Here is a 17,477-nt window from a genome sequence, read left to right as displayed (position 1 = left end):
GCGCAGCGCACCTACGACTCGGACGGAAGCAGCACAGATGCCACCGATGCACGAGGTCGCCCACCTCGCCCACCTCGAGCTGCGCACCCGGGTGCTGGACGAGTCCGTCGCGTTCTTCACCGACTACCTGGGCCTGACCGTGACGCAGACGGTCGGCGACTCGGTGTTCCTGCACGCGTTCGACGACTACGAGCAGACCACCGTCAAGCTCACCGCCCACGAGACCTCCGGCATCGGACGGACCAACGTGCGCGCCGCGTCCCCGGAGGCCCTGGAACGCCGGGTCACGGAGATCGAGGCCGGCGGCCACGGCATCGGCTGGGTCGACGGCGACCCCGGCATCGGCCCCACCTATCTGTTCCGCGACCCGGACGGCCACGAGTTCGGGATCTACTACGAGTCCGAGTGGTATCGCGCGCCGGCCGGGCTGGCGCCGTCGCTGAAGAACCAGGCGCAGGCCTACCCGAACCGTGGGGTGGGGGTGCGCCGGCTGGACCATGTCAACTTCCTCGGTGTCGAGGTGGTGCCCAACCGGGACTACCTGCGCGACACCCTGGGCGCGCTGGTGACCGAGCAGATCGTGCTCGACGACGGCACCGTCGCCGGCAGCTGGACGACCTTCACCAACAAGGGCTACGACGCGGTCTACACCCGCGACCGCACCGCCACCCCGGGCCGGTTGCACCACATCGCGTTCGCGACCGACACCCGCGCGGACATCCTGCGTGCCGCCGACATCGCGATCGATCAGGGTGTGTTCATCGAGACCGGCCCGCACAAGCACGCGATCCAGCAGACGTTCTTCCTGTATGTCTACGAGCCCGGCGGCAACCGCATCGAGCTGTGCAACGCCGGAGCACGGCTCGTGCTCGCCCCCGACTGGCAGCCGGTCGACTGGACCGAGACCGAACGCGCCAAGGGCCAGGCGTGGGGGCTCAAGACCATCGAGTCGTTCCACACCCACGGCACCCCGCCGGTCGGTGAGAACGCATGACGACCCCGCTGCGAGTCGCGCTGCTCGGGCTCGGCGAGGCCGGCTCGGAGATCGCGACCGACCTGGTCGCCGCCGGCGCGGACGTACGGGGCTATGACCCGAAGGTCGCGCCGCCGCGCGGGGTCGAGCGTCGGGACGACGAGGCCGACGCGGTCCGCGACGCCGAGCTGGTCCTGTCCGCGAACAGCTCCCACGACGCCGCCGTCGCGCTCGCCCACGCACTTCCCGGCCTGCGGCCCGGGACCGTCTGGGCGGACCTCAACACGGCTTCCCCGGGGGTCAAGGCGGGACTGGTGACGACGGCGGCTGACGCGGCGGACGTCGTCGACGTCGCCCTGATGTCCCCGGTGCCCGGCAAGGGCCTGCGCACCCCGATGCTCGTCTCCGGCGAGGCCGCGGACCGGTACGCGGCGATGCTGCGCCCGCTGGGCGCCGAGGTCACGGTCCAGCCCGGCCCGGCCGGCACCGCGATCTCCCGCAAGCTGCTGCGCAGCGTGTTCTATAAGGGCCTCGCCGCCGCCGTGGTCGAGGCGCTCGAGGGCGCGAAGGCCGCCGGCTGCGAGCAGTGGCTCGCCGACAACGTCGCCGCCGAGCTGGCCGGGTTCACCGAGGACTCCCTGAACCGGCTGGTCGACGGCACGCATCGCCACGCCCGCCGTCGCGCCGACGAGATGGCGGCCGCCGCCCAGCAGCTGCGCGAGTTCGGCGTCGAACCCCGCTCCGCCACCGCCGCCCACGACCTGCTCGCCGCCCTCCGTGACCAGGGAGCCCGCACGTGATCATCGACTGCCACGGCCACTACACCACCGCCCCCGCCGCCCACACCGCCTGGCGCGACGCCCAGACCACCGCCTACGACGCCGGCGAGTTGGCCCCGCTGTATCCGGAGATCACCGACGACGAGATCCGCGAGACCATCGAGGGCAGCCAGCTCCCGCTCATGGACGCCCGCGGCATCGACCTGACGATCTTCTCGCCGCGCGCCTCGGCGATGGGCCACCACCGCGGCGACGAGGCGGTCAGCACCGTCTGGACCCGGGCCTGCAACGACCTCGTCGCCCGCGTCGTCGGGGTCTTCCCGCAGCGCTTCGCCGGGGTCGGCCAGCTCCCGCAGTCCCCGGGCGTCCCCATCGGGCACTCCATCGCCGAACTACGGCGCTGCGTGGACGAACTCGGATTCGTCGGCGTCAACCTCAACCCCGACCCCTCCGGCGGGCACTGGAGCGCGGCGCCGCTGACCGACCGGTCCTGGTACCCGTTCTACGAAGCCATGATCGAGGCCGACGTCCCGGCGATGGTGCACGTCTCGGCGGTGACCAACCCGAACTTCCACGCCACCGGCTCGCACTACCTCAACGCCGACACCACCGCGTTCATGCAGCTCCTCCAGGCCGACCTGTTCCGCGACCTACCGGAGCTGCACCTGGTGATCCCACACGGCGGAGGAGCGGTCCCGTACCACTGGGGCCGGTTCCGCGGGCTGGCCGACATGCTCGGTCGGCCACCGGTCGAGGACGCCGTGATGGGCAACGTCTTCTTCGACACCTGCGTCTACCACCAGCCCGGCATCGACCTGCTCTTCGAGGTCATCGACCCGGCCAACATCCTGTTCGGCTCCGAGATGGTCGGCGCCGTGCGCGGCATCGACCCCCGGACCGGGCACCACTTCGACGACACCCGCCGCTACGTCGACGCCCTCAAGCTCCCCGACGACCAGGCGGCCCGGATCTACGAGGGCAACGCCCGCCGGGTCTACCCCCGCCTCGACACCCTCCTGCGCGCCCAGGGCCGGTAGCGGGGGGTCAGGCGGTGTTCTGGTCGGCCGTCTCCACCTCGGGTGCGGGTTCCGCCCGGAGGTGGTAGACACCGGCGCCCGCCGCGAGCGGGTGCAGGTCGTAGTGGTGGACGACCTTCGGGCCGTCGTGGAGGTGGGTGTGGGTCACCGTCGGCAGCGGAGCGCCGTGGCGTGCCTCGCGCACCTCCACCCGCCCGTCCAGCGGGCCGCCGAGGAAGAGCAGAACGGCGTCCTGTGTCGCGTCGTCGTCGGACATGCTCTGCCTCCCCGAGGTCTCGCCGTTGCCGAACAGGGTAGGGGCGCTGATTCGTCCGCGCTGCGTCCGTCCGGAGTCTTCTCGTGACGGCCGGTGACGATGATGTGACGGCCGGTGGGAGCGCACTCGACGCGGAGGTCACGAGCTGGACCGCGCCCGGCGCCGCGCCGCTCGTGCCCGAGGTGACGCTGCTGCTCGCCGACGACATCCACCGCACCTGGTCGCAGACCGACGAGGAGGCCCCGCCGTTCTGGGCGTTCGCGTGGGCGGGCGGGCAGGCACTGGCGCGTCACGTCCTCGACCGGCCCGAGATCGTGGCCGGCCGGCGCGTGCTCGACCTCGCCGCCGGCTCCGGGATCGTCGGGATCGCCGCCGCGAAGGCCGGGGCGGCGGCCGTCGTCGCCTCCGACTCCGACGCGCGCGCCCGGGTGGCGACCGCTCGGAACGCGGCGCTGAACGGGGTGACCCTCGACGTCGTCGGAGACCTGGTGGGTGACGAGGCCGAGGACGTCGAACTGGACGTCGACGTGGTGCTCGCCGGCGACGTGTTCTACGAGCAGCCGATGGCGCGGCTGATGGGGGAGTTCCTCGACGAGGCGGTGGCGGCCGGCGTCGAGGTCCTGGTCGGCGATCCGGGGCGGGAGTACCTGCCCCGCAAACGGGTCACGCAGCTCGCGAGCTACGACGTGCCCGAGACGGCCGACCTGGAGGGGCGCGCGGTCACCCCCACCGCGGTGCACCGCCTGACCTGAACCCGGGTACCCCGGGGAGATCGCGGGCCCGTCACGGGACACACGGCTGCAACGTCGTCGGGTTTCGCTCGAAACGATTGCGCACAATCCTCGTCGGAGAGTCCTCCCCAGACCCGAAAGGCGCACCCGTGCCCGACCTCTTCTCCCCGTTCACCCTCAAGGGCGTGACGCTGCGCAACCGCATCGGCATGTCGCCGATGACGATGCACGCGTGCGCCGACCGCAGCGGCGCGATGAACGACTACCACGTGATGTACCTCGGGGCCCGTGCGGCGGGCGGCTTCGGGCTGGTCTTCCCGGAGCAGGTCGCGATCGTGCCGGAGGGCCGCACGACGGTGGACTGCGCCGGCATCTGGAGCGACGACCAGATCGAGGGGCACGCCCGGGTCACCGACATCATCAAGCGGCAGGGCGGGGTCGCCGGGATCCAGCTCGGGCACACCGGGCGCAAGGGCAGCGAGGTCGCCGCGCACGGGCAGGTCGGCGAGTACGGGTCGGGCGCGCAGCTGCCGCCGGACCACGACCGCGGCTGGCAGGTCTCCGGCCCGTCGAACATCCCCTACGGCGGCGACCACCCCTTCGACGTCCACGCGCTGACCAAGGACGAGATCCGGGGGCTGCACCGGTCGTACGCGGACGCGGCGCGGCGGGCCGCCGACGCCGGGTACGAGTGGCTGGAGATGCACTTCGCGCACGGCTACCTGGCCGCCGAGTTCTTCTCGCCGCTGGCGAACCAGCGCGACGACGAGTACGGCGGCTCGGTCGAGAACCGGGCCCGCTTCCTGCTCGAGGCGCTCGACGCCGTCCGCGAGGTGTGGCCGGAGCGCTACCCGCTGACGATGCGGCTGGGCTCGGACGACTTCCACCCCGACGGCATCCAGTTCGACGACTCGGTGCAGGCGGTCGGGTGGATGGCCGAGCACGGGCTCGACGCGGCCGACATGAGTCTCGGGTTCAACACCGACGACATGGCCGAGAAGCCCCCGATGAACGACCCGGGCTTCATGCTCGAGCGTTCCGCGCGGGTGCGGCGCGAGGTCGGCATCCCGACGGTGTGCTCGTGGAACCTCGGCGTCCCGCAGAACGCGAACCGGGCGGTCGAGACCGGCATGACCGACGTCGTGCTGCTCGGGCGCCCGGCGCTGTCCAACCCGCACTGGCCGGTGTGGGCGGCCCGCGAGCTCGGCCACGACGCGCCGTTCACGCTGCTCCCCGACGACTGGCGCCACTGGCTGGAGAACTTCCGCGGGCACGCGCCGTCGATCGGCCTGCCGCCGGCCGGGTCCTGGCAGTCGGCCTGACGGCCATGTGCGTGCGTTTCCGTGTCTGGACACGGAAACGCACGCACATGTCGGCTGCCGTCGATCATCGGCTCTAGGGTGCCGACGTCGGGTGTGCGTGTGTTTCCGCGTCTGGACACGGAAACACACGCACGAGGCCGGAGGCCGAAGGAGGGCGCATGCGCGCGGTGCAGGTGAGCAAGCTCGAGGGCCCGGAGGCGCTCGAGGTCGTCGAGATCGACGAACCGGTGGCGGGACCGGGCCAGGTCCTGATCGACGTGGAGTCGGCCGGCGTCGTCTTCCCCGACCTGCTGCTCACCCGCGGCGAGTACCAGATGCGCCCCGAGCTGCCGTTCACGCTCGGCTCCGAGGTGGCCGGCACGGTGCGCACCGCTCCCGACGGGTCCGGGCTCGCCCCGGGCGACCGGGTCGCGGCGATGTGCGTCGTCGGCGGGTTCGCGCCGAGCGTGGTCGCGCCCGCGAGCCAGGTCTTCCCGCTGCCCGACGGGGTGTCCGCCGACGTGGGCGCCGGGCTGCCGATGAACTACCTGACGGCCCACTTCGTGCTCGGCCTGCGCGGCCGGCTCGCGGACGGCGAGACGGTGCTGGTCCACGGCGCGGCCGGCGGCGTCGGGATCGCGTGCATCCAGTTCGCCAAGGCGCGCGGGGCGACGGTGATCGCCGTCGTGTCCACCGAGGGGAAGGCCGAGGTCGCGCGGGCGGCCGGCGCCGACCACGCGGTGCTGGTGGACGGGTTCAAGGACGCGGCGCTGGAGATCACCGGGAAGGCGGGCGTCGACATCGTCGTCGACCCCGTCGGCGGTGACCGCTTCACCGACTCGCTGCGCAGCCTCCGCCGCGGCGGCCGGCTGCTCGTCGTCGGGTTCACCGCGGGCGACATCCCGACGGTGAAGGTGAACCGGCTGCTGCTGCGCAACACCGAGGTCGTCGGGGCGGCCTGGGGCGAGTGGGCCATGGGCGATCCCGACTTCATGCGCGCGCAGTGGGCCGAGCTCACCGACGACATCGCCTCGGGCCTGCTCGCGCCGCCGATCAGCGCGACGTACCCGCTGGCCCAGGCCTCGGCCGCGGTCGGGGAGCTCGCCGAGCGGCGGGTCACCGGCAAGGTGGTCGTCCGTCCCCGGGAGTGAATAGGGTGCGCTCCGCGCCTGTGAGCAGTAATTGACGCCAGAGCGTCAATTACTGCTCACGAGCGCGAAGTGCACCTACCGACCCGACGGAGGCCCCCGTGCTCGCCCATTCCCGCTCCGGCCGCGGGGAGCCGCTGATCCTCGTCCACGGCGTCACCCACCGCCGCGAGGCCTGGGACACCGTCGTGCCCTACCTCGAGGCCGAGCACGACGTGATCGCGGTCGACCTGCCCGGGCACGGCGAGTCCGCCGACGTCGAGCCGGACTTCGACGGGTCGGCCGCCCCGCTCGTCGACGCGGTCGAGGACCTCGCCCGGGAGCTGGGCCTGGAGCGCCCGCACGTCGCCGGGAACTCGCTCGGCGGCCTGGTCGCGCTCGAGATGGCCGCGCGCGGCACGGTCGCGTCGGCGACGGCGCTCTCCCCGGCGGGGTTCTGGTCGCCGGTCGGCCGGGCCTGGGCCCGCGGGGTGCTCAGCGGCGCCTCGAAGGTGCTGCAGGGGATGTCCCGCGAACGCCTGGACCGGGTGCTCGCGAGCTCCGCCGGCCGCGTCGCCCTCACCGGGCTGATCATGGCCCACCCGGGTCGGCAGGACCCCGACGTGCTGAGCCGCGACCTCCAGGGACTCGCCCGCCCCCGCGAGGGCTTCGCCGCGATGATGGCCGGCCTCGACCGGTGGACGACGCCACGACCGTCGAAGGTCCCGACGATGGTCGGGTGGGGAAACCGCGACTACCTGCTGCCGCGCGCCCAGATCCGCCGCCTGCGCACGCTGCTGCCCCAGGCCCACGTCGTCGTGCTCCCCGGCTGCGGCCACATCCCGATGGCCGACGACCCGGCCCTCGTGGCCGAGGTGATCCTCGGCAACGCCCGCCTGGCCCGGGTGTAGGCCGTGGCGCACGAGTACCGGCTCGCCGTCGCCTGGCACGACGACCCGGGCACCGTCGACTACCGCTCCTACACCCGCGACCACGTCGTCTCCGCCGACGGCAAGCCCTCGCTCGACGGGTCCGCCGACCGCTCGTTCCGCGGCAACCCCGCCCGCTGGAACCCGGAGGAGCTGCTGGTCGCGGCGCTCTCGCAGTGCCACCTGCTGAGCTTCCTGCACGTGGCCGCCGACGCCGGGGTCGTGGTCACCGCCTACACCGACCACCCCGTCGGGCGGATGACCAAGGACGACGACGGCGGGTGGTCCGTCTCGTCGGTGGTGCTGCACCCGGAGATCACCGTCGCGGGCGGGGCGCCGGACCTCACGACGTTGCACCACGCGGCCCACGAGGCCTGCTTCATCGCGCGGTCCGTCGCGTTCCCGGTGACGGTCGAGCCGCCGGAGCGGTAGCGGCCCCGGAAATGCACGAACGGCTCGTTCGTCACGGTTCAAGGTGACGAACGAGCCGTTCGTGGTCTGCCGCAGGGGCCGGGCGGCCGCAACCGGGCTCAGTACCCGGAGGACCCGCCGTACGAGCCGCCACCGGACGAGGCCGGGGCCGGAGCGGCCGGCGCCTGGTACCCGGAGCCACCCGAGCCCGAGCCCGACGCCGAGCCGCCCGAGGCCGCGCCGGCGGCCGGAGCGGTGCCGCCGCCGGAGCCACCGGCCGCGCCGCCCGCGGGAGCCGCGTTCCCGGCGACCGGCTTGCCCTCGGGGCCGAGGGCCTTCCACGTGCCGCCGACGCCGTTGCCGGTCGTGTCACCCGGCTTGGTGTCCTTGGCGTAGCGGTAGAGCGGCCAGCCGTTGAGGGTCAGCTGCTTGGTGCCGTCGGGGCGGTCGACGCTGCCGACCTTCTCCGCGGACACGCCCTTGAGCCAGGGGGTGTCACCGGCGAGCACGGGGGGCCAGGCCGTCGCGCACGCGTCGGTGCACGTCGCCTTCGGCGGCTTGTTGGTGTCCTTCGTGTACTCGTACACGGTGAAGCCGTCGCTGGTGGCGACGAGGCCGAGCGGCGTCTGCTTCGTCGCGAGGTTGGGCCCGGTCAGCGCGGTCGCGGCGACCTGCGCGCCGCCCGTCGGGGCGGCGGCGGGCGTGCCGGACGACGCGCCCCAGCGGGCGATCGCGACGTAGCCGGCCGCACCGGCCACCACCGCGGCCGCGGCGATGAGCGCGAGCATCGCCCGCCGACGACCGCGGCCGGTGCCGCCGCCGCGGCGCTCGCCGCCGCGCCGGTGCCCGGAGCCGGCGGGCAGCGGGCCGCTGGGGTGGCCCTCGTAGGGGTCGTAGCCGGCGGGCGCGGCGTCGTAGGCGGTGTACTCGCTACGACGGGAGTGGCGCACCGTGGGGTCCGCCTGCGGCGCGGGGGGCGGGTAACCCTGCTCGGCCGCGGCCCACGAGCCCGTGGACGCCGTGCGCGGGGCGGCGGCCTGCGGTCCCGAGTAGGGCCCGACGGCGGGCTGCGGACCGGAGTACGGGCCGGGGGGTGCGGGCGGCGCGGGGACGGGCCCGGAGTACGGGCCGACGGCGGGCTGGGCACCCGACCACTGACCCTGGGGACCGGCCGCGGGGTCGTCGTACCGCGCGCGGGCCGCGTCCGGGGGCACGGGGATGCCGAACTCCGGGCGCGGATCCTGCTGCAGATCGGGGCGCATGGACGAAGTACCTCCGGTGATGGGGAGCGTGGCCCGTCGCGGTCTCGGGGAAGTTCCGCGGCAGGTGCGGCGCCGACGGTAGGGATCCCGCCCGCCGGGACCACCGGAGCTGAGAGAGCGCGGGGCCGGATGCCGAGCAGGGGCCGTCGTCGTGCGGCGAACGGCGAGAAAAGAGACCGGATGACGGCTGGCGCTGCTCCGAACGCCGAACCGTTCCTTCAGGTCGGACATCGAGCACTCATCCGAGAGCCACTCGATCGAATGACGTTCCATCGGGTGAGGGCCCGTGCGCTGCGCTAACGACCACCGGGCCCCTCACGAGTCTCCCAGCAGGAGATCACCGATGGGAGGACCATGCGCATCGTCACCGTCGCGGCGGCCGCCGTACTCGCCGTGCTCGCCGGGCTGCTCGTCGTCCGGGTGAACGCCGACGTCCGGGCCGCCGCCGAGGTGCACCCGGCGCCCGTCGCCGCCACCGCCGCCGTCGGGACCCGCCCGATGCTCGGCGTGATCGGGGACTCCTTCGCCGCGGGCACCGTGATCGGTGGCGCGGGCGGCACCGGCTTCCCGATGATGATCGCCGACCGGGTCGGCTGGCGGTGGGGGACCACGGCGGTCGGCGGCACCGGGTACGTCGCGCACCCGGCCGGGACGCTCCCGTACGAGGCGGAGCAGGTCGAGCGCATGGTGGCCGCGCAGCCGGCGGTGCTCGTCGTGGAGGGCTCGCAGAACGACGGGTCGGCGGCGCCCGCGGCGGTGGGCACCGCGGCCGACGCGATGTTCGCCCGGCTCGAGCGCGAGCTGCCGCGGACCCGCATCGTCGTCGTCGGGCCGGTGGCGTCGAACTCGCGGCAGGCCGCCGCGCTGGCGGGCGTGGACGCGGCCGTCGGCTCCTCGGCCCGCCGGGCCGGGCTGCCCTACGTGGACGCTCTCGCCGAGGGCTGGTTCACCGACGCACAGGCGGCGCTGATCGGGTCGGACCACATCCACCCGACGACGGCGGGGCACGCCCGGATCGCCGACCTCCTCGGCGCGGACCTCGCGCGGCTCGGTGTGCTGCCGCCGGCCCGGACCTGACGGGACACCTCAGTGCCGGCGGTTGCGTCGGCCCTTGAGGTGGCGACGCGACATGAGGCCGCGGCGCGGCGGGTCCAGGACGAGGACGAGGGTCGCGACGGCCACCACCGCGAACCCGACGGCCACGGGGAGCCACCCCTGGTGATCCGGTTGCAGAAGGCTCAGGACCCCGAACACCATGATCACGGTGCCCGCGAAGATCGCGACCGTGAGGCTGTGCACCCGGCGGCGGTCGAGCCGGGACTGCTCCTCGATCGTCGAGCTCGGCGCCGCGAAGCTGCCGGTGGGATCCCGGTGCTTCCCGGGCTCCCGCTCGGTGGCCGCCGGGATCCCGAAGGCTGGGGTGGAGTCGTCGAACGACTCGACTGTCATCGCCATGGCCCGGAGGGCGTACCCGGCCGTCACACCCGTAATCCGCCCGATCGCGAGATTCCCCGGAAGATGACGAAAGGCCCTGGCCGACGACCCCGTGTGGGGGCCTGACCAGGGCCTTCGTGGTGGGCGATACTGGGATTGAACCAGTGGCCTCTACCGTGTCAAGGTAGCGCTCTCCCACTGAGCTAATCGCCCGAGGCGGAGGCGGGAATCGAACCCGCGTACAGGGCTTTGCAGGCCCTTGCCTAAGCCACTCGGCCACTCCGCCGGGAGTTCGGAGACAGTGTTCCCATTCGAACCCCTGGGGGCCCGACGCCGAGGGGGCCTGCTCCCGAGCGGACGACGGGACTCGAACCCGCGACCCTCACCTTGGCAAGGTGATGCGCTACCAACTGCGCTACGTCCGCATGTCGTCGAAGGAAACAGCGGGTGACTTCCGCTCTCCCTGCCGACGACGAGAACTCTACTGCATCGTGCGCGCCCCCGATCAGGGGGGTCGTTCTCAGGAGGGGTCGGTCGACAGCAGCAGCCCCAGCGCGTGCTCGAGGTCCAGCCAGTCGTCCTCGGCGCCCGGCTCGATCACCTCGTGGGTGCGCTGGAGGAACTCCGACACCTCACGCGCCAGGGCGCGGAAGGTCGCGTGTCCGGAGGGGGAGGAGAGCTCGATCTCCACGGCCTCGCCCTCGGCGGGGCGGATGCGGACGTCGCCGTCGCCCGCGGTGTCGATGAGCCCCTCGGTGAGGAGGTCACGCGAGAACACCCACTCGACCCAGCCGGCGCGCCCGGTACGGAAGGCGGCCTGCACGGCGTAGGGGTCGCGGGTGTCGTAGCGGAGCTCGACCTGGACGGGCACCGGCGGGTTCGGCGGTCCGATGAGGTCGAAGACCGCCGTGGACCGGATCGTGACGTGGTCGTTGTGCATTCGAAGGCTGCCTTTCGCGCACGCTGCTGTCGAAGTGGGGAACGACCGTCGGCCGAGCCTGTGACGCTGGTTCACCCGGCTCACGCACCGAGAGCATCTTACGAGTACCCGGTGGAGCCCTTACCCCGTCCGGTTCCGTAACGACCCACCCTCCCCGCCGGAGCGTGCGGGGACCCCCAGGAGCACTAACCTGTGCTGCGTCTCCCCCGGACAAGAGACGATCAGGCAGGAGTCACCCGTGTCGGACGCTTCGCAGCGCGGTGCCGAAGTGGCTGCGCAGCGTGACCAGGTGTCCGACGATGCTGTGGCGGACGCCACACTCCTCCGAGCGGTCACCTCACGGGCGCCACGCGCTCTCGAAGAGCTCTACGACCGCTTCTCGCGGCGCGCCTACTCGCTCGCCCGCCGGGTGTGCGTGGACGAGGCGCTCGCCGAGGACGTCGTGCAGGAGGTGTTCCTCCTCGTCTGGCGCCACCCCGAGCGGTACGACCCCGCGCGCGGCAGCGTCTCGGCCTGGCTGATGACGATGGTCCACCACCGCGCGGTGGATGCAGTGCGTCGCGAGGCCACCCGACGGAGGCACACCGTCCCGCCGGGCGAGGAGGGTGACGAGTGGAACCTCCCGTCCGGGCCGGGAGCCGACGAGGCCGCGCTCGACGCCGTCGTCGCCGGCCACGTCCGCGAGGCGCTCGCCGCGCTGCCCGCGGAGCAGCGCGAGGCGCTGACGCTGGCGTACTTCGGGGGCTTCACCCAGCGTGAGGTCGCGAGCATCGCCGGCATCCCGCTCGGGACGGTGAAGTCGCGGATGTTCACCGCGGTCCGGACGCTGCGGGGCCTGCTCGAGGGGCACGTGGACCGCGGCGGCGAGGAGGGGCCGTCATGACCGCCCCGCTGCCCGCCTCCGCGCACGGGCACCCCGAGCTCGCCGTAGCGTGGGTGATGCACGGCCTCGAGCCGGACGAGGCGGAGGTCTTCGCGGCGCACCTCGACGAGTGCGAGGGCTGCCTGCGCATCGTGGCCGAGACCGAGGACGTCACGACGCTGCTCGGGACGGCCGTGGAGCAGGTGGACCCGCCGGCGTCGTTGCGGACGGCGCTGCTGGCGGCGGCTGCCGAGGAACCCGGCTCGGCGGACGTCAGCGATGCGGCACCGCTGACGCTGGACGTCAGCAACGCCACATCCTCGAACTCGACGTCCCCGAACGCGGTGTCCTCGCACTCGGCGTCGTCGAACGCGGCATCCCCGAGCTCGCCATCCTCGAACTCCACGGCCTCGACCGCCGATCCAGCGGCCGACGTCGTCGAGGTCGCCTCGCCCGACCCGACGCTCGTCGAGACCGAGCCCGCACCCGCCGTCGTGCCCATACGCCGTCATCGGGCTCCCGAGGCCGGCCGTCGTCGATGGGCCCGCCGCGCGACCGCCGGGCTCGCCCTCGCGGCCGCCGTCGCCGTCGTCGTCGCGATCGGTGGGCTGGTCGCCGCGAACCGGTCGCTGACCGAGCAGCGCGACGCCGCCACCGCGTCGGCGGCGCAGAACCAGCAGGTGGTGGAGATCATGAACGCCGCCTCCGAGCCCGGGACCCCGCACGCGGTCCTCGCGACCCCGCAGGGCGGCTTCGCCGGCCTCGTCGTCGACCGGGGCCGCGGGTCCGAGGTGCTGTCCTCCGGGCTGACGCCCGCCGACCCCGACCACACCTACGTTCTGTGGGGTCTGGCGGACGGCAAGCCGGTCGGGCTGTCGACGATCCAGATGTCCGATTCAGGCCCGCTCGTGCAGTCCGTACCCTCGGTGGAGGCGGCTGGACGGTTCGCCGGGTTCGCGGTGTCCCTCGAGCCCGGTCACACCGTGCCCGCCACGCCGACCCAGGTCGTCGCGAGCGGTCAGACGGCGGACTGACCGAGCCGGGGCCGCGACGCCGGCGAGCCGTGCCCGACCCGCCAGACCGGCACCGCCGGCCGACGCCTCGAGGAAGTCGATGACGCAGCCACAGGCCAGGCCCGACCGACCGGCGCCTCCCGACGACGGGTTCGCCCCGCCGGCTCCCCGGGGCGGGCGCCTGCACGCGACCCGCGTCCGGCTCCGGGCGCTGCGGATGAAGGTCCGTGCCCGGCCGGGCTGGAACCTCGCGTGGCGGATCGGGATCGGCGTGCTCGGCACCGTCGTCCTGGTGCTCGGCGTCATCCTGATCCCGTACCCCGGCCCGGGCTGGCTGGTCGTCTTCGCGGGCCTCGGGATCCTCGCCACCGAGTTCGCCTGGGCAGGCCGCCTGCTGCGCTTCGCGCGCGGCTACTACGACCGCTGGGCGGCCTGGGTGAAGCGACAGAACCCGTTCGTCCAGCTACTGCTGGGGTTCGCGACGCTGATCGTCGTGCTGGCGACGCTGTGGCTGCTGGACGCGCTCTGGCTCGTCGCGAGGATCGTCGGCCTGGGGGAGTGGACCTGGCTGCACAGCCCGATCATGGCGTGAGTTAGGCTGGGCGACGCTGCGGGCGATTAGCTCAGGGGGAGAGCGCTTCGTTCACACCGAAGAGGTCACTGGTTCGATCCCAGTATCGCCCACGCAGAAAGGCCCTGGTCAGGGCTCCGCAAGGAGCCGAGGCCAGGGCCTTCGTCGTTTACGCCCGAGTTCACTCCCTCTAAGATCCACTCCGAGCGGCGGCCGCCCGGCCACGCCGCTGGAGGGAGCGAAGCCATGCTCGCGATCACTCTGGGCGTCGTCGTGGTGGCACTCGTCGTCGGAGCTCTCGCCGTGAGGCGCCGGCGGGACGGTCGGGACGCACCGAACTCGAGTACCTATGAGCTGGTCGACAGTGGTGCGGTCGGTTTCGTTCCCGGGTACATGCCCGGCGTCCGTCAGAAGGCCGAGCACTACGAGGACGCGGCCACCGAGCTGGTCGAACCTCCGCACGACCGGGACGCTCGGATCGACCTCGAGGACAACACGGTCCACGTCCGCCGAGGACGCTGACCCTGAACCGTGGACCCGGCACAGCGGACTGCGCCAGACTCGTCGACGTGCCCGAGGCGACTGCTGGATCGGTGATCCCGCGGATGGTCGTGTCCGACGTCGCGGGAGCCGTGGCGTTCCTGCGCGACGTGTTCGGCGCGAGCGGTGAGGTGACGGACGGCCGACCGGCCGAGGTCGACCTGCAAGGCACCACCGTCATGGTCAGCGAGGCGGGGGAGCGGGACCTGTTCCCCGCCTTCCTCTACGTGTACGTCGACGACGCCGACGCGGCCTTCGGGCGCGCGATGACGGCCGACGCCCGCTGCATCGAGGATCCGGTCGACACGTTCTACGGAGATCGCCGGGCCATGGTGGCGGACCCGTTCGGCAACGTCTTCCAGATCGCGCACCGTCGTGAAGGTCGTTCCTGACCCGGCGGACCGAGCCGATGGGTCCCCACCGGAACAGGCCGGCTGAGCCCTCCGGAGCGGTACGGACCCTTCGTTCGTCGGATGACGGCTGATCGCGCCGGTCCCCGACGCTCCCGGTCTCCGACCTCAACGATTCGCTGAGCGATCAGCGGGTACGTTCACTGGATAGTGACCATCGACGGTGGCACTCGTCCCTGACCAGGCACGCACGGCGACGAGCGATCACCCGGAGGCCTCCCGGACCACGGTGAGCCTCCACGGTCGCGACGGAGTGCTCAGGGGGTCCGCGATGGCGTCGGCCGGCGAAGACCGGAACGGCCTCGACGAGGCGCTGCACCGGGTCCTGGTCGGGGGCGAGGCACACCGGCCACCCGGGTACGACCCCTTGGACGCCACCGTCGCGGCGTGCCTCGGGAGCATTCCGGCGGTCGAGGCCGCGGCGATCTCGTACGTCCGCGCCGGGCGGGTCCGCTCCACCCATTGCACGGACCCGGCCATCGCCGAGATCGACGGCCGGCACAACGAAGCGGGCCGCGGGCCGCTGTTCGACGAGGCGATCACGCAGCCGTGGCCGCGCTCGTTCATCGCCATCGAGGACCTGGCCTCGGCCGCGGTCTGGGGTGCCAGTTCCCCGCTCGAGATCGCGCCACCGTTCCGGTCGCTGGTCTCGATCACGCTGCGCAGCACGCCCCGCGGGCGAACGGCCCTGGACCTCTACGCCCGGGCCCCGCAGGCCTTCGACCTCGACACGACGATGGTCGTCGACATGTTCGCCGTCCGCGCCGCCCACCTGCTCTACGGCCCGGTCGACCCGGCCAAGTCCCGCTACGCGCTCGCGGTGGAGACCATCAGCCGGCGCCTGCGACTCGACCGCCCCAACGCCGAGCGTCTCCTGCTCACCCACCTCGAGCCGCTCGCGGACCCGGTGGCCGTGGCTGAACGTCTCACCCGCCACGCCGACGGGGCCGAGACGACCGAGTCCGACTAGGGCCCCGCTCAGGTCCTGACTGGTCGAGCGGCGCCGGACGTCCCGGTGACGTTTCCGTCGGCGTCCGGGCCGGGAACGCCCGTGCACAGTCCTCCGGCGAGCCCCACGGCGACCCGGTGGGCGAGGTCCCGGGCCGCCGGTAGGGGGCCACGGGAGCCCGGGGCCGTCAGCGCCCGATGTCCGGTTCGAGGCCGAACGGGTGAACCATTCCGACATCCGCGTAACGCGGCGCCTCGTGGTGGCGAACGGTCTCACGGTAAGTACGGGACCGCGGGTGCATGCTGGTCGGGCGGCGTCATCATGGAGGCGGAGGAGATGACTCTCCGCATCGCCGACCGGTCGCTGAGCAGCGCACCTGCCCTCGAGGGGAGCAGTGTCGATGACGTTCGCTGTCTCGTACCGACTCCGCGCCGAGGAGCGGGGGCGGGACCGCCCCCTGCTCCGTGAGGTGTACGAGGAGCTGGCGTCGGTGCGCCCGATGTGGATGACCGCCGAGACGTTCGCGGCCGCCGACGACCAGTCGATGATCCTCCTGATCAGCACCGACTTCGAACGGCGCCTGTCCGAGCTCGCGGTCCTGCGTCGTTATCGGGGCGGGCTCGACAGCCGCTGTGAGTTCCCGTCCCAGAGCTACGTGGTCCGACGGGCCACGATCGACAAGCTGCCGGTCGCCAAGATCGCGTTCTGGAACCCCTACCGCAGGACGTGGGCGCTCCCGCCGGACCTGCCGTCGGGCGTCCCGGGGCTCGTCTGAGCGTTGCGGCGGACGTCGGGACGCTGCCAGGCTCCGACCCATGGGACGACGCGGGCCGCGGCGGCTCCGTGACACCGCGTGGGCGACGGCGGGGGTGGCCGGCGCCTTCGCCGGGATCCGGGCGATGGAGGCGGTCCGGCCCGAGGTCATCGGCGAGGACTCCGGCGCCGCGGAGATCCGGGACGGCGTCGGCGAGCTGACGCGGGCCTACTTCTTCTCGGCCGGCGCGATCGTCGTGAGCCCGCTGCTCGCGACCTCCGTGCGGCTCCCGCGCAGCTGCGGTCCGATCGGGCTCCTCGTCCAGTTCGGAGCCGTCGGTCTGCGCGTGTGGGCCATGCGCACCCTGCGGGGGCACTACGCGCGGACGCTCCGGGTCGTCGACGGCCAGCCGGTCGTGCGGAGCGGCCCGTACCGCTCCGTGAGGCACCCGGGCTACCTGAGCGTGCTGCTGCTCTGGGCCGGCGCAGCGCTCACGGCCCGTAACGCCCTGGCGCCGGCCCTGACGCTCACTGCCGTCGGAACGGCTTATCAGCATCGTATGGATGCCGAGGACGCGCTCCTCCTGAGAGACCTGCCGGGCTACGCCGAGTACGTCGAGACCACCAGAAGGATGGTTCCGCGGCTCCTCGCGCCCCGGAGTGGATCAGGTCGGCACGAGCGCTGACGCCCGCCCTGCTCCGGACGAGAAGCAGCGAGACCGCAGGTCAGCCCCGGTGTGAGCACGGTCGCAACGACCGCCGCCCATCGTCGGCGCGGGAGACGGCAGACTGTGCGTCGGCTTCGAGAGTCACTCGGCGTTCACTCGTCGGAGGTTCCGAAGCCGGGTCGCGGTCCGTAGTGTCGCAAGCGCTTGCGTAGTTCGCTCCGGCAAGCACCGCACCCTGCGGAGGGATTGACCCGATGACCCCCGACGACCGCGGACGCGACTGCACCGTCGTCCAGGCCGCAGTGAGAACGCTGGTCGAGCGCTACCGGCTCGGCGAGGAGGACGCCCGCTCCCGGCTCGCGCAGTGCTGCGCGGCCACCGGGCAGACACCGTCGGCGGTGGCCACCCAGATCGTCCTCGGCGTGGTCGACGACACGAGCGGGGCGGAACCGTCGACGCCCCGCGCGCCCGCGACGCCGCCGGCTGACTGGGCCCTCGCCATCCCCGTGCTCTGACCGCCGTCGGCGCACC

General features: G+C 73.0%; 22 protein-coding genes and 4 tRNA genes. 19 read left to right on the top strand and 7 right to left on the bottom strand.

Features of this window, described 5'->3' with window-relative positions; genetic code table 11:
* Window positions 1–37 precede the first annotated feature (37 nt).
* From LQ327_RS25155 to LQ327_RS25145, 3 genes are read left to right on the top strand one after another with little or no spacing between them, the layout of a single operon-like run.
* Window positions 38–994, top strand: coding sequence for a VOC family protein (locus tag LQ327_RS25155; protein WP_230738544.1), 957 nt, complete (start codon window positions 38–40; stop codon window positions 992–994).
* On the top strand, window positions 991–1,773 hold the full coding sequence (locus LQ327_RS25150; protein WP_230738543.1) for a DUF1932 domain-containing protein: 783 nt from the start codon (window positions 991–993) through the stop codon (window positions 1,771–1,773). Before LQ327_RS25155 ends, LQ327_RS25150 begins: the two co-directional genes overlap by 4 nt.
* Entirely contained in the window at window positions 1,770–2,789 is a 1,020-nt protein-coding gene (locus LQ327_RS25145) for an amidohydrolase family protein (RefSeq protein ID WP_230738542.1), read from the top strand. The genes LQ327_RS25150 and LQ327_RS25145 overlap by 4 nt, the downstream gene beginning before the upstream one ends.
* Window positions 2,790–2,796: 7 nt before the next feature.
* Here LQ327_RS25145 and LQ327_RS25140 read toward each other — a convergent pair whose 3' ends face one another.
* A complete protein-coding gene (locus tag LQ327_RS25140; protein WP_230738541.1) occupies window positions 2,797–3,045 on the bottom strand; it encodes a DUF8847 domain-containing protein in 249 nt (82 codons plus the stop codon).
* 83 nt (window positions 3,046–3,128) lie between these two features.
* On the opposite strand from LQ327_RS25140, the gene LQ327_RS25135 reads away from it, so the two are divergent.
* From LQ327_RS25135 to LQ327_RS25115, 5 genes are all read left to right on the top strand, one after another.
* A complete protein-coding gene (locus LQ327_RS25135; RefSeq protein WP_230738540.1) occupies window positions 3,129–3,797 on the top strand; it encodes a class I SAM-dependent methyltransferase in 669 nt (222 codons plus the stop codon).
* Window positions 3,798–3,925: 128 nt separating this feature from the next.
* The gene (locus tag LQ327_RS25130) at window positions 3,926–5,098 is read left to right on the top strand and encodes an oxidoreductase (protein ID WP_230738539.1); all 1,173 of its coding nucleotides are present in this window, start codon (window positions 3,926–3,928) and stop codon (window positions 5,096–5,098) included.
* 158 nt (window positions 5,099–5,256) lie between these two features.
* Entirely contained in the window at window positions 5,257–6,228 is a 972-nt protein-coding gene (locus tag LQ327_RS25125) for an NADPH:quinone oxidoreductase family protein (protein ID WP_230738538.1), read from the top strand.
* A 98-nt stretch (window positions 6,229–6,326) separates the two neighbouring features.
* Window positions 6,327–7,115 (top strand): alpha/beta fold hydrolase, encoded by a 789-nt coding sequence (locus LQ327_RS25120; RefSeq protein ID WP_230738537.1) that lies wholly within the window; start codon window positions 6,327–6,329, stop codon window positions 7,113–7,115.
* A gap of 3 nt (window positions 7,116–7,118) precedes the next feature.
* Window positions 7,119–7,565, top strand: coding sequence for an OsmC family protein (locus tag LQ327_RS25115; RefSeq protein ID WP_230738536.1), 447 nt, complete (start codon window positions 7,119–7,121; stop codon window positions 7,563–7,565).
* Between the two features lie 98 nt (window positions 7,566–7,663).
* Here LQ327_RS25115 and LQ327_RS25110 read toward each other — a convergent pair whose 3' ends face one another.
* Window positions 7,664–8,806 carry a hypothetical protein gene (locus LQ327_RS25110; protein ID WP_230738535.1) on the bottom strand — a complete coding sequence of 381 codons (1,143 nt, stop codon included), beginning with the start codon at window positions 8,804–8,806 and terminating at the stop codon, window positions 7,664–7,666.
* Between the two features lie 354 nt (window positions 8,807–9,160).
* Here LQ327_RS25110 and LQ327_RS25105 point away from each other — a divergent pair, with 354 nt between their 5' ends.
* On the top strand, window positions 9,161–9,883 hold the full coding sequence (locus LQ327_RS25105; RefSeq protein WP_230738534.1) for an SGNH/GDSL hydrolase family protein: 723 nt from the start codon (window positions 9,161–9,163) through the stop codon (window positions 9,881–9,883).
* 9 nt (window positions 9,884–9,892) lie between these two features.
* Here LQ327_RS25105 and LQ327_RS25100 read toward each other — a convergent pair whose 3' ends face one another.
* The 5 genes from LQ327_RS25100 to LQ327_RS25080 all read right to left on the bottom strand — a co-directional run bounded on the left by LQ327_RS25100 (window position 9,893) and on the right by LQ327_RS25080 (window position 11,180).
* Window positions 9,893–10,261, bottom strand: coding sequence for a hypothetical protein (locus tag LQ327_RS25100; protein ID WP_230738533.1), 369 nt, complete (start codon window positions 10,259–10,261; stop codon window positions 9,893–9,895).
* A gap of 117 nt (window positions 10,262–10,378) precedes the next feature.
* Window positions 10,379–10,453 (bottom strand) — tRNA-Val (locus LQ327_RS25095).
* Window position 10,454: 1 nt separating this feature from the next.
* Window positions 10,455–10,526, bottom strand: a tRNA-Cys gene (locus LQ327_RS25090).
* Between the two features lie 66 nt (window positions 10,527–10,592).
* Window positions 10,593–10,665, bottom strand: a tRNA-Gly gene (locus LQ327_RS25085).
* A 95-nt stretch (window positions 10,666–10,760) separates the two neighbouring features.
* Window positions 10,761–11,180 carry an SsgA family sporulation/cell division regulator gene (locus tag LQ327_RS25080; protein WP_230738532.1) on the bottom strand — a complete coding sequence of 140 codons (420 nt, stop codon included), beginning with the start codon at window positions 11,178–11,180 and terminating at the stop codon, window positions 10,761–10,763.
* A gap of 289 nt (window positions 11,181–11,469) precedes the next feature.
* Between LQ327_RS25080 and LQ327_RS25075 the strand changes: the two genes are divergently transcribed.
* The 10 genes from LQ327_RS25075 (at window position 11,470) to LQ327_RS25030 (ending at window position 17,461) form a co-directional block, all read left to right on the top strand.
* Window positions 11,470–12,063: an RNA polymerase sigma factor gene (locus LQ327_RS25075; protein ID WP_230738531.1), complete on the top strand. Its 594-nt coding sequence runs from the start codon at window positions 11,470–11,472 to the stop codon at window positions 12,061–12,063.
* Complete coding sequence (locus tag LQ327_RS25070) at window positions 12,060–13,076, top strand: anti-sigma factor (RefSeq protein ID WP_230738530.1); 1,017 nt, start codon at window positions 12,060–12,062, stop codon at window positions 13,074–13,076. The genes LQ327_RS25075 and LQ327_RS25070 overlap by 4 nt, the downstream gene beginning before the upstream one ends.
* Before the next feature lie 79 nt (window positions 13,077–13,155).
* The gene (locus tag LQ327_RS25065) at window positions 13,156–13,647 is read left to right on the top strand and encodes a TIGR02611 family protein (RefSeq protein ID WP_230738529.1); all 492 of its coding nucleotides are present in this window, start codon (window positions 13,156–13,158) and stop codon (window positions 13,645–13,647) included.
* A gap of 20 nt (window positions 13,648–13,667) precedes the next feature.
* Window positions 13,668–13,739 (top strand) — tRNA-Val (locus tag LQ327_RS25060).
* 133 nt (window positions 13,740–13,872) lie between these two features.
* A complete protein-coding gene (locus tag LQ327_RS25055) occupies window positions 13,873–14,148 on the top strand; it encodes a hypothetical protein (RefSeq protein WP_230738528.1) in 276 nt (91 codons plus the stop codon).
* Between the two features lie 47 nt (window positions 14,149–14,195).
* Window positions 14,196–14,558 (top strand): VOC family protein, encoded by a 363-nt coding sequence (locus LQ327_RS25050; protein WP_230738527.1) that lies wholly within the window; start codon window positions 14,196–14,198, stop codon window positions 14,556–14,558.
* Window positions 14,559–14,847: 289 nt separating this feature from the next.
* Window positions 14,848–15,546: a hypothetical protein gene (locus LQ327_RS25045; RefSeq protein WP_230738526.1), complete on the top strand. Its 699-nt coding sequence runs from the start codon at window positions 14,848–14,850 to the stop codon at window positions 15,544–15,546.
* A 379-nt stretch (window positions 15,547–15,925) separates the two neighbouring features.
* On the top strand, window positions 15,926–16,300 hold the full coding sequence (locus LQ327_RS25040; protein ID WP_230738525.1) for a hypothetical protein: 375 nt from the start codon (window positions 15,926–15,928) through the stop codon (window positions 16,298–16,300).
* Window positions 16,301–16,340: 40 nt separating this feature from the next.
* Window positions 16,341–16,964, top strand: a complete 624-nt coding sequence (locus LQ327_RS25035) for a methyltransferase family protein (RefSeq protein ID WP_230738524.1) — start codon at window positions 16,341–16,343, stop codon at window positions 16,962–16,964.
* A 236-nt stretch (window positions 16,965–17,200) separates the two neighbouring features.
* Window positions 17,201–17,461: an ANTAR domain-containing protein gene (locus LQ327_RS25030; protein WP_230738523.1), complete on the top strand. Its 261-nt coding sequence runs from the start codon at window positions 17,201–17,203 to the stop codon at window positions 17,459–17,461.
* The last annotated feature ends 16 nt before the right edge of the window (window positions 17,462–17,477 follow it).

This window comes from Actinomycetospora endophytica (genome assembly GCF_021026375.1).
Taxonomy (GTDB): domain Bacteria; phylum Actinomycetota; class Actinomycetes; order Mycobacteriales; family Pseudonocardiaceae; genus Actinomycetospora; species Actinomycetospora endophytica.
The sequence above is the reverse complement of the archived record's forward strand: the minus strand, read 5'-3'. Positions and strand labels throughout refer to the sequence as shown.